Raw genomic sequence first — 11,873 nt, forward strand, 5'->3', positions numbered from 1 at the left:
GACTAAACCATATCACTTACTACCGTTTTTGTTTTTAGTTCCCGCTAATCCGCGATGAACCTCAATTTAATCGTTCTATCTTGGGTTGGTATTTAAGCAGAGGTATTCGGTTTGGATGTATTGGAACTCATAATTGTTCATGGATATACATTTTCTAATGTTATAAATGTTATTAATTTCATATCCTTGCTTTTTATATTTCCTTGATTTATAAAATAAGCATTCATCGATAAATCCATGATTATATTAGTTTTTACTAACCTTTAATAACATGGAGAAAGGCGATGAATAAGAACCCAACACGCAATAGGTTAGCGAATTTATTGAGGCTGCGTAGAGCATACAAGGCATCTGACTTTCTAGTGAGCTCCGATGAACTTCGAGTCAAGAAGGATGTTTACAGCTTACGTAAAATCAAACAGCTAGAAATTCGCCAATTGGGCATTAAAGAAAACGCAATCAACGTCATTTCATTGGCCTTGATACTTTCTGCAGCAACTTGGGCGTTCGTGCCTCAGTTTGGGTTACCTATGTTCGCTCTGACCTTTATTTTGGCTTTTGTTTCGTGGCGAAAATACGAGCTTCGTGCAGAGTTTAAAGGGTCAGACGAAACTGGTGATCACTGGGTATCTGTAGCTCGAGGCTGTACTCGTGAAGAGTTTAAGATCTTAAAAAGCGTCGAAGTGAATTTGCGAGAACAAGTTGTAAGCTAACTGCGACCTCGTAGTTAGCATGGTTCACCCCTAAACAAGGCTCGTCATCATTGGCGAGCTTTTTACTTTTGGAAAGGCAAGACTTATTAAAAACGATATGAAGCAAATGCCAGTAGCCTTGGGTGCCATCTTTCTTGGCTTCAGCCTTTACACTAATGCTGACACTATTGAGTTCCCTGCTTGTGTTGAAGGTAAAGTGTTGAACACCGAGGTTCATCTTTACATTGACGAGTCTATGTTGTTGGAATACTCGAAGGCGTTTATCGCCAGTAAAGTTGCCACATGGGAAAATTACTCCAACCTAGTTTTGAAAAACTCATGTATTCCTATGAGGAGAAAGGTAACCCAAATTACTTATACATCTGCTATCGATAGCCTTTGGTTTCAAAATGTGAGTGCGGCAGAGAGGCTACTCAAATTATCGATGGAAGATCCAATTGAAGAAATCACAGAGGACGGTCGTCCTGTTTTTACAGGTGTTGTGTTTTCAAATTATCATTCTGCTTTCAAGTCTCGATATTGTGGTGTCGCATCTAAGGTCTCTCGTTTTTTCTCTTTGGCTATAAATTGCGCGGATTCGACAATGGAACATGAAATTGGTCATATGAGCGGCGCCAACCATGACTATAAAACGGTGCTAAAAGATTACGCGACTATCGAACATTTTATCGCTGACAGGTACCCCAAAGCGCCCGCACATTCATTCGGTGCTACATGTGCAGAGAGAGGCACTGTGATGTCTTATGAGCGTGATATTATTCCTGCCTACTCTAGTCCTGAAATTAGAGTTAACGGACAGCAATGTGGAGATAACGCGCATCACAATAATGCGAGAGTGCTTAGAGAGTTCGCAAATACTCATTTAAAGCTAATAGACTCCAACAAAAATTAGTTGAGCTAATACCGAGAATCGTTAAACAGTACGATGGCGTTTGAAAACAGGACAAGGAAAGCGAATGGACATAACGATAAGACCAGCAATGCCTAGCGAATTAGCTGCCATTTATGCTTTGGTTATCTCAAACGATGAGTGGACTAAGTTTAATGGCCCTTATTTTTCGTATTCTCATCCTTCATTAGAAAGCTTTGAAGCGCATTCGTTTAAACGGCTGCTCGAGGGCGATGACCTACAGCTAGTGGTTGTCGACGGTGTACCTGTTGGAACCGTGAGTTGCTACTGGGAATGCGAAGAGACACGTTGGCTCGAAGCTGGCGTGGTCATTTATAACTCTGATTATTGGGGGAAGGGGCTCGCAGCATTAGCACTTCCGCTCTGGATTACTTACCTCTTCGAAAACAAACAGATTGAGCGTGTGGGGCTAACTACTTGGTCAGGTAACCCGCGCATGATGTCTCTCGCTTTGAAGCTAGGTTTCCAGCAAGAGGCGAGGCTGAGAAAGGTGCGATATTACCAAGGCGAGTATTATGACTCGTTGAAATATGGAGTGCTGCGTAGCGAGTGGCTGGAGAGAGGATAACGACAAATATCTGTTTTTTGTTTGATGATTCCTTATCGATTCAGTGGTAACACCCTGATCTAAAAAGTGAGAGTGAGCGTACTTCTACTCAAATTTTAAAGGATGAGTAGACAATGAAATTATCTAAAGAGAGTGAATCAAGAATTATTGAAATGGCGTGGGAAGACCGAACGCCATTTGAGGCAATAGAACACCAATTTGGTTTAAATGAATCACAGGTGATTCGTTTTATGCGTAGCCATATGAAGCCAGGTAGCTTCAAGTTGTGGCGTGCTCGCGTCGCAGGTCGTGCGACAAAACATGTAAAACTTCGTAGCTCTGAAGTGTCGAGAGGTTATTGTCCAACACAATATAAGCGGCAGTAGGTTTTCTACCAACCATTTACCTCTTTCTATCAGTGGCTATCGATCTAAATAGGGAGATTGAGATTGAATAGTTTGATTGGATTAGCGATAGGCTTTTTGTTTGTGATGCCTATCGCCACCTTAGTGCATGAATTGGGTCATGCAATCCCTCAGCTTATTGCGGGTCACAAAGTCGAGGTGGCCCTCGGGAATAGCGAAAAGGCCAAGGTTGTTCAAATTGGCAATCTCACACTGTCAATTTCAAGCTTTTCAATGAATGTTGGCTTTGCCTCAATAACTAAACAGGGCAGTAAATCGTTACAAGCATGGTCTCTAGTTATGGGGCCGCTTACCTCATTACTCCTGTGTCTATCGTTGTATTTTATTAATAGCAATCAACTCCCTTACATCGCTTCTTACGTCATTAATTTTGGTGTCTATTTTTCATTGGCTCAGTTTGTGATGACAGCATTGCCTATCTATTACCCTAGTGCGTTTGGTGCCTATGAAGGGATGCCTAGTGATGGTAGGCAACTACTGGAACTTTATGGCTTAGCAAAGTGTCGAGAGTAGTGGTCGTTAATAGATTGGTTGAATCTTATTGCTTGGCATTTTTTGGATTCAAATGTGGACTCTAATACTGAGTTGAAAGACACTTATCACACCACGTTCGAGCGCACTAATTTTGTGAATCAAGCGACGCAAAACCGTTAGTGCGTGCGATATCATTACTTAAGCTTGAGTGAATTGAGTAGAGGAAAATGGAATATTTATTGGTTCTTCTTCACGTTGCGCTGATTTGGATGCTGGCGGTCGCAACTCCCGGCGCGAATGTGCTGTTGACGATTAACACAGCGCTGCACTACAACCGCAAGCTAGCAAAATATTCTGCTTTTGGTGTCAGTACATCCATATTGCTATGGTCACTGTTTGGATGCACCGGCTTGGTTATTTTGCTCTCCCATTTCCCGGCATTGTTTAGCGTTATGAAGATCGTTGGTGGCAGTTATTTGTTGTACTTGGGTATGCGCCAGATCCTTTCAACACGAAAAGCCAAACAACTAGATGAAGGCCTGAATACTAGCGAAGCGATGCTGCCTTCAAGTAGAAAAGTCTTTATGTCTGCGTTTATCACTAGCATCTTAAACCCTAAAACGGGTTTCTTTGTCGTGAGTTTGTTTAGTGTGTCTATGCCTGAAAATATTACCATCCCGATGGTCATCGCCATTATGCTGACTATGTCTGGTATCACCTTATGCTGGCATATGTTTTTGGCGACAGCCTTTTCACATCGAGCAGCGAAAAGTGTTTATGCACGTATCTCAAGTATCATGGATTATGTAACCGGCGGCTTGTTTACGCTGTTTGGTATTAAAGTCATGGCGTCTTAATGGGTGTTATCTGCTCATATCAATACTGTATCAAAGTGTTTTTCATAGGTTTTAGAGTTCATGATTGAATGTAAGAAGTTTATTTTTGATGTCGATGCAACACTGGTTGATACCCAAGTGGTTATCGACAATATTTGGAAAAAATGGTGCAAGACTGTTGGTGTTCGTTTTGAAACCATGAGTGAGTATATCCACGGGCGAAAAATCGAAGAGACACTGAGCTGTATTGGCATGGAATTCTCTAATGTCACTGAGGTCAATAAAGTCAAAACTATTGCGATCCAAGAGATGAAGCGCGCCAAGGCTATACCAAATTCTCATGATTTTTTATCAAAATTAGGCCCGGATTGCTGGTCAATCGCAACGAGTGGACCTAGAGCGGTCGCAACAACAAGCTTGGAAGCCTCCGGTTTTACGTTGCCAAAGGTCATGATTTGTGCCGAAGATGTGGTACGAGGTAAGCCAGCACCGGATCCTTTCCTTAAAGCCGCAGAAGCTTTGGGCGCAAAACCAGAAGATTGCGTTGCAGTTGAAGATTCACCATCTGGCGTACTATCGGCCAAGAAGGCAGGATGTTTCACGATCGCTCTATTAACCAGCCATACCAGAGAAGAATTAAAATCAGCAGATTTGATCGTAAATGGTTTTGATGAGCTCAAACTTACCTGCAGTCCGATTGGAACCTATCAGGTTCATCGTGCTTATTAGAAACATCCTTTAATTTTATCGTAAGAGGAATAGATAACAATGAAACTAGTGTCGCCCTCCAAAGAATTTGAGTCCGCTTTTAAGGTGTATTACCAAGACTTCTTGGAGCACGACATCGATAACTCTGATTATTACAAAGACGGTGTTCTTGATTTTTCTCGTTATATTGAATGCTTAAATGATGAGGCTAGAGGCGTTAACTTACCCGACGGTTATGTGCCATGTAATCATTATTGGTTGGTAAATGATGAAGGAGAGATACTTGGCGCCATTCGTGTTCGTCATCGTATCGATAATGAGTTTTTGTCACTTGAAGCGGGGCACATTGGCTACGATATTGCTCCCTCAAAGAGAGGTTCTGGTTACGGCAAGGCAATGCTCAAATTCGCTATTCCAAAAGCGAGCTCTCTGGGTATTAAACAAGCTTTGATTACCGCAGACGAAGACAATATAGCTTCACGAAAAGTCATTGAGGCAAATGGTGGTAAGTTCGAAAAAATAGTTTTTGGTAAAGTCTTTCCTGGCCCAGTAGCTCGTTATTGGCTTGACTGCCAGTAACGCCATACAGTTTAGGCGACAGATAAAAAGGAATTTTGATGTTCAAACTAGAAACTGACCGATTAGTTCTTCGAGATATGACGCTTGAAGATCAAAGCGCGTTTGTGGCTATGTCACAGGACGCCAAATATCAGCGCTTCTATAATGAGATTGATTGTGAGCCTAGTAAGTACCATCAACTTACTCAATTGTTTGTTGAACAGGCTGAGGAAGATCCTCGTCAGTCCTATCAATTAGCTGTGGAAAGTAAAGAGTCAGGGAAGTTTATCGGAACCGTGTGTTTGCGCCTTGAAGATAACCAGCAAGCTTCAATGGGTTGCGCTTTTGCGAGAGAGATTCAGGGGAAAGGGCTAGCCATAGAAGCGGCCAATGCTCTGGCTGGTTTTGGGTTTTCAGAGTTAGGTGTTCATCGAATTTATGCGGAAACCATTGGTGAGAATCTAGCGGCGATAAGATTGTGTAAGTCACTCGGGATGAGACAAGAAGCTTGCTTTAAAGAGCACCGATTTTTCAAAAATAAGTGGTGGGATACCGTTGTATTAGCGATGCTTCGCTCAGAGTGGGAAGGTGAGAGTAATGGAAAGTGAACGACTTAAATTAACACCTCCTTCATTAATCCATACTGATGAAATGTTTAACGTTGTTCAAGAATGTATGGCTGAGTTGTCCGAATTCCTGCCTTGGGTTTCTGAATCCTTAACTCGGCAACAACTTGAACTCAATACTCAAGAGGCTGCCAGTAATTTCTCTAATTTTGTGGGGGATTTTTGGTTCAGTATTATTGAAAAGAATACTGAGGCGTTCATCGGCGCCATTGGTTTTATTGTTCGAGACGACTCTATACCTTGTTTTGAAATCGGTTATTGGTTACGAACTTCGAAAACGGGATTTGGTTATGTGAGCGAGGCGATTCAACTCGTTGAAGAGTTTGCCTTTCTTGATAAAGGGGCAAAGCGGGTTGAAATAAAAATGGCAGCAACGAATGTGAAAAGTCAGGCAGTGGCGCAGCGATGTGGCTACCAGCAAGAAGCACGTTTAGCTAATGCTAGGCGTTTACCTTCTGGAGAGTTAGACAGCACGCTGGTTTTCGCCAAAACGTGCTTGTCTTAATTTTTAGGGTGTCTGAATCTTGATGCTTGGCATTCTCTAAGTTTATTTGTGTGCACCAACGCGTTGAGCATTAAACTAGAGCTTAGCTGTCTGGTTCGTCATCTACTGTGACATCGCCATTCATCGAGTTGTAGTAAATAGATATCCCCGGTACGACTCGATAATGATAACGGCATTGGTCGGTGTGGATGTACTCAGCGATATAGTCAGTATTAGTCGGTGAGTTGAAACTAGAAACGCTCGGTGGATCAATCAGGAGAGCTCCCCATACCGAAATACAGTCTTCCGGATTATCCAGCCTTGGAAAATCTTCTGCGTAAGGCCATTGCTGTACTGGGTATCCCCATTCATTGAAGTCAAGCTGGCCGGTGACAGAATCATCATATATAGGAATATTCGTAGATGGACCGCCACCGTTTAAGGTCAAATTTTTTGAGTAGGCAAGATCGACACCTGCTTTGAAAGCAGCGCCAGTACCTTTCACGGCTGCAATATGCGAATCTGTACTCACATCCAGGAATCTGGGCGCTGCCGTAACGGCGATTATTCCAAGAATCACAATAACGACAACAATCTCAATAATTGTAAAACCGTTCTTTTTCATTATGCACCTCTTTTGAAGACGGCAAGTATGCATTATAAGTAACTATTGCCAAAGGAAATTTCTATATTGCAGAGGTGATTTTATTAACCAATAATGAATGTTGTGATTTACATGGCTTTATTTTATAAAACTCAATCTAGAAATATCTTAAGAGCCGGATATCTCACTTCAATATTGAATTTAGATAGACAAGGAGTTTGTTTTCGTGAGCATGGTCGAAACGGCAAAGCAGCATCTTTCAGAAGTGGGTTATCCGAAAGTGGATATCAAAACAGCTCAGGTTCGTTCCATTTCTGCTCAGATTTTTAAGACTCTTGAAGACAAAGATATTTCTAGTGTGTTGTCTCTGTGTACTCAATTATTGGAGCAAAGAGACTGGGCGCTAGGAGTTATCGCGTACGATTGGGCTTTTAGAGTAAGAAAACAATATTCAAGAGACACGTTCCCTGTTTTTGAAAGTTGGTTAACAGAGTTCGTCACAGACTGGAACGATTGTGACGACTTTTGTACTCATGCTTTTGGGGAGTTGCTGTCTCAGTACAATGATTTGTTCGATCTCACAACCAAATGGGTTGAGCATTCGAATTTTGCTGTTCGTAGAGCCGCTGCGGTCATCTTAATTTATCCTATCAATAAGAATCGATACGCTGCGTTGGATCCGTTTCGCGTAGCGGATCTATTGCTCGAAGATAAGCATGACTTAGTACAGAAAGGCTATGGTTGGATGCTTAAAGTACTCAGTCAAAAAGAGCCTCAACAGGTTATTGGTTATCTGAATACCAAGTATGCCGCAATACCAAGAGTGGCTTTTCGTTACGCGATTGAAAAATTGGACAATGAGATTAAGCGAGAGTTAATGTCGCTTTGATAAGCGGTGTTTGAAGTCGAATTATAAGTACAGCCCCTAACGTATACCGCATTTAGCTATGTAGCGATTTTTGTAGCATTTTTTGTTTTTTTGGAGAAGTTTGAAATGAGTGTCACTATCAGTTTGGCCCAAATTCCTGTCGTCAGAGGCAACTGGAGAGAAAACCTTAAGCAACATCTAAAAATGATAGAGCAATCGTCAAAGTACAATGCGGATGTGGTTGTTTTCCCCGAGCTATCACTAACCGGCTATGAGCTTGATTTAGCGGAAGAACTTGCATTGTCTCTTGAGCCATCAAACTTTGAAGAACTCTCCCGAGCTTCGGTTCAAAGTGAGATGATTATTGTGGCTGGTTGTCCCCTGCGAGTTCCAGGCTTATCCCATCCCACCATAGGCGCCGTTATTTGTTTTCCCGACGGCAGAGTCGAGTTCTACTCTAAACAGCACCTGCATGATGGAGAGGGCAACTACTGCTCCGCTGGCGATGTTGATTATACATTTGATGTGAATGGGCATAAAATCGCGCTAGCAATATGTGCTGACTTCATAGAGGCGGATCACTCCCAACGAGCTAAACATCTAGATGCTGATATCTATTTAGCGAGCGCTTTAATCTCTGAGAATGGCTTTGATCCGGATTCTAAAATCTTATCTGGAATTGCGTCGGAACACGGTATACCAGTATTACTGAGCAACCATATCTCTGTGACGGGAGGTTGGGAAACGTGTGGCAAGAGCTCGGTTTGGAGTTCGCAAGGAGAGCTCGTGATCAGTGCAAACTCAAAAGAGAATGGTATTGTTCTATGTACTATCTCGGGCTGTGAAACAGATCCTAATATAGCTGGAAAGTGGCATGCTGAATCAAACTAGAGGTCTCGACAAAGACAGGTTCATCGAAAACCTATACTCTCCTAAGAATATCGCTCCCGAATTCCAAGAGGTTGTGAGTGCCGTTATTGATTCGTTGTTAAGTGGCCTTCCGAATCAAATTGATGGTATCTACCTATACGGAAGTGTGCCGAGAGGAACGGCGGTTGTTGGTCACTCGGATTTGGATGTTTCTATCGTACTCAATACACCTATTGGTCAAAAAGAGAAGCGACTATTTCAGCACCTTTCTGACTGCATTCCCAAAGCATATCCCCAAGTCAGTAAGCTTGATATCGACCCGGGCTCACTTTCAGAAGTTCTGCAGCCACAAGAAAAATTCCATTGGCAGTTTTGGCTCAAGCACTGTTGCTGTTGTATTTGGGGTAATGATTTATCTATTGATTTTCAACGTTACAAACCTAGTCGTGAAATAGCCCAAGCGCTTAATGGTGACTTGTCTACTTTTCTGGATCAAATGGGCCTAGCCTTTAAAACAATGACCGATGCGGATGTCGCTAAGCTGATTGGCAAAAAGTTAGTGCGGGCGGCGTACTACTTTGTCGCTGAGAAAGACGGAAGTTGGCACACCAACCTGATCCAGTGTACTGCAGTAGCCAAGCGTTATTATCCAGAGCAAAGTGACGATATTGAATTAGCCCATCAATACGCTCTCGGGCAATTAACCTCAAAAGTTAAAGCTCTAGAGTTGTATGAAAGACTAAGCAAGAACTTGTCGTGAGCGTTAGTGAGCCTGAAAATCGGTGGGGTAAATTATCGACATATGCATACCGATTCGCATTTGTTTTATAAATCATAGCTAGTTGAATGTATTAAAAGCTGATGTGTTGTAGGGTCTGTGCTTTATTGCCAATAGAGACCAAGGAACAAAAATGTATGCCAATAAGTATTCTAATTTCTGGAGACGCTTCTTTGCTATCTGGATAGATTCAATCGTATTTTTACCTTTGGAGTGGATAGACAACTACGTACTTTCTGGCGTGATTAGCTCGGGTGGTGTTTTTGCTTGGGGAGTGGTGAATTCACTAATTGGTGTCACTTACTACGTTGGCATGCATGCTAAATTTGGGCAAACAATCGGTAAGATGGTTACTCGAGTGAAAGTAGTGGATGTATCTGAAAGTCGAAACTTAACCCTCAAACAGTCTTGTATGAGAGATATTGTCCCAATCATGCTTATCCCCTTTAGTCTCTATCCTTACGCGCAACTGTCTTTCTACGGCGAGACTTGGGAAAGTTTAGAGCAAGGCCGAGCCTTTATTTTGGTTGGGTACGCAATGATCGGTTGGGTTCTTTTAGAGTTCATCTCCATGCTATTTAATCATAAACGCAGAGCGATTCATGATCTCATTGCAGGCTCTGTTGTCGTAAAGAAAGTCTAATTATCTAAACTTCGGCCTAAGGAAAAATCGATGGATGTCCATGAGTGTGTCTCTTTTATCCTGCTCAATGAATCACAAGTATTGTTTCGAGAGCTTAACGAAGAGCTAAACGTTATTCCAACTGAATACACATTCTTATGTTCGCTCTATCACCCAACAAAAGAGTTACAGCTTATTCATTACTTTGTGGTAACCCAATGGCAAGGTGAAATCACAGCACAAGAAGCAGACAGCATCGCGTGGTATCCACTGAATTCTGCGCCTGTCGATATCAGTGCTGATGGTGTCGCTTTGAAAGAAGTAGGGCGTGTGGGACATTACCTGTGACTATTCAGCTACACCAAAAATGTTCCGTGTTTTATAGAGTTGATGAGCAATGAAGAAAATACATCACTACCTATGATTTACTCGTTTCCATACAAAAAACATCACTTGGTTTTCCAGGATATAGCAAAAATAAAACTCTAAAAAAGATAGCTTGGAAAAATAGCATTATAGAGACACCGAGAGACGAGAAAATAAAAGAATAGTCGAACAGATATGAGGAGTAGAAAGCAACCAACGCGTTACCTGATGCGATTACAATGTTCTGTGCTGCTGCGGTCCTACCTGCTATCTCATCGAGCGTGTTTTTTTGTAAGTACGTAGATAAGCCAACAGCTGATAAAGTGGTAGAGATACCGAATGTGAACAGTAAAATTGGTACCCAGTAAAGACTATCGAATAGACCAAAAGACATGAAGGTTGCTATGGCTAGTATTTGATTGAATAATAGTAGGTTATCTGATGATGTATTAGATAAGCTGTTATTTGTCTTTTTTATGAGCATACCTGAAATAATGGCACCAGCAGCATAACTTACACTGAGAATAGATAGCCATATATCACTATTGGAGAACTTTTCTACAACTACAGGTGCAAGGTGAACATAGAAGCCGCCCAAGCAAAATGCTATTGAAAAGCTGCTCAATAATCTGACACTGAAATGCTTTTCTAGTTTTAAAAATTGCCCAAACTCTCTCCAGTTAATTCTGTTTCCATCACCTCTCGCATTTGTAGAGCAATTATAATGTGAGGACGTACAGAATTTTATTGACATAAACAAACACGAAATGTAGATAATTGCCATTGCTAGGAATATGTAGTTTACCGAGTAAAAAGAGAGCATTGCGCCTGTAAGAGTTAGACCGAATATTTGGCCTAGTTGTGATGCTGAGGTTACTCTTCCATTTAGTACTTTAAGCTCTTCTTTTTTTGCTACGGTTCTAATAAGAACAAACAAGCTGGTCCTATAAAATGGCCTGAAGATATAGACAATTACTGCGGCGATAAACAAACTATGGGACAAAAAGTAGTCATACACAGTAAACAAGGAGATAAAAACAATAGAACTGATCGCATTTGTGAATATTAGAATTCTAAGAGGAGAGTATTTATCCGCAATGGAACCTGCATACATTTGAATGAGTGTAACAATGACAAACTCCCCTCCATATGCTGAAGCAAATGCCCATAAACTATTGGTTTCATCAAAAAGTAACTTGCCTAGAAGTAACGTAAATATAGCGCTACTCATCTTTGTAAAAAACTCGATGTATACTGGGATGTTGATCATTTTCACACTTACGTTGCCACGCCTTAAAGTCACCTGCTGCTCAATCGGTGTTGTTTTTAACAAGAAGACTTAGCAGTCTTAACTATCGCTATATTTTATAAAACTACCCTGAAGCGTGCATACTGTCTCATATTTGTGAGTGTGTTTTTGTGATGACGGTTCCTTTTCGGAAGCTTGAAGTAGATCGTAGGAAATTTTCAACCAACTGTTTGAC

Annotated in this window: 17 protein-coding genes; 15 read left to right on the top strand and 2 right to left on the bottom strand. The window is 41.6% G+C overall.

The genetic code is table 11. The annotated features are described in order from the left end of the window. Window positions 1-284 precede the first annotated feature (284 nt). From OCV52_RS05745 to OCV52_RS05790, 10 genes are all read left to right on the top strand, one after another. Entirely contained in the window at window positions 285-713 is a 429-nt protein-coding gene (locus OCV52_RS05745; protein ID WP_137408705.1) for a hypothetical protein, read from the top strand. Between the two features lie 106 nt (window positions 714-819). Beyond that, entirely contained in the window at window positions 820-1,605 is a 786-nt protein-coding gene (locus OCV52_RS05750) for a hypothetical protein (RefSeq protein WP_137408706.1), read from the top strand. Window positions 1,606-1,669: 64 nt separating this feature from the next. Beyond that, a complete protein-coding gene (locus OCV52_RS05755) occupies window positions 1,670-2,191 on the top strand; it encodes a GNAT family N-acetyltransferase (protein ID WP_137408707.1) in 522 nt (173 codons plus the stop codon). Between the two features lie 113 nt (window positions 2,192-2,304). Beyond that, window positions 2,305-2,556 carry a TIGR03643 family protein gene (locus OCV52_RS05760; RefSeq protein ID WP_008222468.1) on the top strand — a complete coding sequence of 84 codons (252 nt, stop codon included), beginning with the start codon at window positions 2,305-2,307 and terminating at the stop codon, window positions 2,554-2,556. A 63-nt stretch (window positions 2,557-2,619) separates the two neighbouring features. Continuing rightward, complete coding sequence (locus OCV52_RS05765; protein WP_116870317.1) at window positions 2,620-3,108, top strand: hypothetical protein; 489 nt, start codon at window positions 2,620-2,622, stop codon at window positions 3,106-3,108. A gap of 188 nt (window positions 3,109-3,296) precedes the next feature. Beyond that, window positions 3,297-3,926 carry a LysE family transporter gene (locus tag OCV52_RS05770; RefSeq protein WP_004742137.1) on the top strand — a complete coding sequence of 210 codons (630 nt, stop codon included), beginning with the start codon at window positions 3,297-3,299 and terminating at the stop codon, window positions 3,924-3,926. Window positions 3,927-3,986: 60 nt separating this feature from the next. Further along, entirely contained in the window at window positions 3,987-4,634 is a 648-nt protein-coding gene (locus OCV52_RS05775) for an HAD-IA family hydrolase (protein ID WP_137408708.1), read from the top strand. Window positions 4,635-4,673: 39 nt separating this feature from the next. Continuing rightward, window positions 4,674-5,192 carry a GNAT family N-acetyltransferase gene (locus OCV52_RS05780; RefSeq protein WP_137408709.1) on the top strand — a complete coding sequence of 173 codons (519 nt, stop codon included), beginning with the start codon at window positions 4,674-4,676 and terminating at the stop codon, window positions 5,190-5,192. 38 nt (window positions 5,193-5,230) lie between these two features. Beyond that, window positions 5,231-5,779 carry a GNAT family N-acetyltransferase gene (locus OCV52_RS05785; protein ID WP_137408710.1) on the top strand — a complete coding sequence of 183 codons (549 nt, stop codon included), beginning with the start codon at window positions 5,231-5,233 and terminating at the stop codon, window positions 5,777-5,779. After that, a complete protein-coding gene (locus OCV52_RS05790; protein ID WP_137408711.1) occupies window positions 5,769-6,302 on the top strand; it encodes a GNAT family N-acetyltransferase in 534 nt (177 codons plus the stop codon). The genes OCV52_RS05785 and OCV52_RS05790 overlap by 11 nt, the downstream gene beginning before the upstream one ends. An 82-nt stretch (window positions 6,303-6,384) precedes the next feature. Here OCV52_RS05790 and OCV52_RS05795 read toward each other — a convergent pair whose 3' ends face one another. Next, the gene (locus tag OCV52_RS05795) at window positions 6,385-6,906 is read right to left on the bottom strand and encodes a prepilin-type N-terminal cleavage/methylation domain-containing protein (RefSeq protein WP_137408712.1); all 522 of its coding nucleotides are present in this window, start codon (window positions 6,904-6,906) and stop codon (window positions 6,385-6,387) included. A 205-nt stretch (window positions 6,907-7,111) separates the two neighbouring features. Here OCV52_RS05795 and OCV52_RS05800 point away from each other — a divergent pair, with 205 nt between their 5' ends. The 5 genes from OCV52_RS05800 to OCV52_RS05820 all read left to right on the top strand — a co-directional run bounded on the left by OCV52_RS05800 (window position 7,112) and on the right by OCV52_RS05820 (window position 10,371). Next, a complete protein-coding gene (locus OCV52_RS05800) occupies window positions 7,112-7,774 on the top strand; it encodes a DNA alkylation repair protein (protein WP_137408713.1) in 663 nt (220 codons plus the stop codon). Between the two features lie 105 nt (window positions 7,775-7,879). After that, window positions 7,880-8,644 (top strand): carbon-nitrogen hydrolase family protein, encoded by a 765-nt coding sequence (locus OCV52_RS05805; RefSeq protein ID WP_137408714.1) that lies wholly within the window; start codon window positions 7,880-7,882, stop codon window positions 8,642-8,644. After that, complete coding sequence (locus OCV52_RS05810) at window positions 8,628-9,383, top strand: nucleotidyltransferase domain-containing protein (protein WP_137408715.1); 756 nt, start codon at window positions 8,628-8,630, stop codon at window positions 9,381-9,383. The genes OCV52_RS05805 and OCV52_RS05810 overlap by 17 nt, the downstream gene beginning before the upstream one ends. 151 nt (window positions 9,384-9,534) lie before the next feature. After that, window positions 9,535-10,044: an RDD family protein gene (locus tag OCV52_RS05815; RefSeq protein WP_137408716.1), complete on the top strand. Its 510-nt coding sequence runs from the start codon at window positions 9,535-9,537 to the stop codon at window positions 10,042-10,044. A 30-nt stretch (window positions 10,045-10,074) separates the two neighbouring features. After that, entirely contained in the window at window positions 10,075-10,371 is a 297-nt protein-coding gene (locus OCV52_RS05820) for an NUDIX domain-containing protein (protein WP_137408717.1), read from the top strand. A gap of 70 nt (window positions 10,372-10,441) precedes the next feature. Here OCV52_RS05820 and OCV52_RS05825 read toward each other — a convergent pair whose 3' ends face one another. Continuing rightward, on the bottom strand, window positions 10,442-11,722 hold the full coding sequence (locus OCV52_RS05825) for an MFS transporter (RefSeq protein WP_137408718.1): 1,281 nt from the start codon (window positions 11,720-11,722) through the stop codon (window positions 10,442-10,444). Window positions 11,723-11,873 lie beyond the last annotated feature (151 nt).

Origin of the sequence: Vibrio chagasii, assembly GCF_024347355.1 — a bacterium.
Lineage (GTDB): Bacteria > Pseudomonadota > Gammaproteobacteria > Enterobacterales > Vibrionaceae > Vibrio > Vibrio chagasii.

Excerpts from the sequence above, each read along its gene's own strand:
- OCV52_RS05745 (WP_137408705.1), top strand. The coding sequence starts at position 285 with ATGAATAAGAACCCAACACGCAATAGGTTAGCGAATTTATTGAGGCTG.
- OCV52_RS05750 (WP_137408706.1), top strand. The coding sequence starts at position 820 with ATGCCAGTAGCCTTGGGTGCCATCTTTCTTGGCTTCAGCCTTTACACT.
- OCV52_RS05755 (WP_137408707.1), top strand. The coding sequence starts at position 1,670 with ATGGACATAACGATAAGACCAGCAATGCCTAGCGAATTAGCTGCCATT.
- OCV52_RS05760 (WP_008222468.1), top strand. The coding sequence starts at position 2,305 with ATGAAATTATCTAAAGAGAGTGAATCAAGAATTATTGAAATGGCGTGG.
- OCV52_RS05770 (WP_004742137.1), top strand. The coding sequence starts at position 3,297 with ATGGAATATTTATTGGTTCTTCTTCACGTTGCGCTGATTTGGATGCTG.
- OCV52_RS05775 (WP_137408708.1), top strand. The coding sequence starts at position 3,987 with ATGATTGAATGTAAGAAGTTTATTTTTGATGTCGATGCAACACTGGTT.
- OCV52_RS05780 (WP_137408709.1), top strand. The coding sequence starts at position 4,674 with ATGAAACTAGTGTCGCCCTCCAAAGAATTTGAGTCCGCTTTTAAGGTG.
- OCV52_RS05785 (WP_137408710.1), top strand. The coding sequence starts at position 5,231 with ATGTTCAAACTAGAAACTGACCGATTAGTTCTTCGAGATATGACGCTT.
- OCV52_RS05790 (WP_137408711.1), top strand. The coding sequence starts at position 5,769 with ATGGAAAGTGAACGACTTAAATTAACACCTCCTTCATTAATCCATACT.
- OCV52_RS05795 (WP_137408712.1), bottom strand. The coding sequence starts at position 6,906 with ATGAAAAAGAACGGTTTTACAATTATTGAGATTGTTGTCGTTATTGTG.
- OCV52_RS05805 (WP_137408714.1), top strand. The coding sequence starts at position 7,880 with ATGAGTGTCACTATCAGTTTGGCCCAAATTCCTGTCGTCAGAGGCAAC.
- OCV52_RS05810 (WP_137408715.1), top strand. The coding sequence starts at position 8,628 with ATGCTGAATCAAACTAGAGGTCTCGACAAAGACAGGTTCATCGAAAAC.
- OCV52_RS05815 (WP_137408716.1), top strand. The coding sequence starts at position 9,535 with ATGTATGCCAATAAGTATTCTAATTTCTGGAGACGCTTCTTTGCTATC.
- OCV52_RS05820 (WP_137408717.1), top strand. The coding sequence starts at position 10,075 with ATGGATGTCCATGAGTGTGTCTCTTTTATCCTGCTCAATGAATCACAA.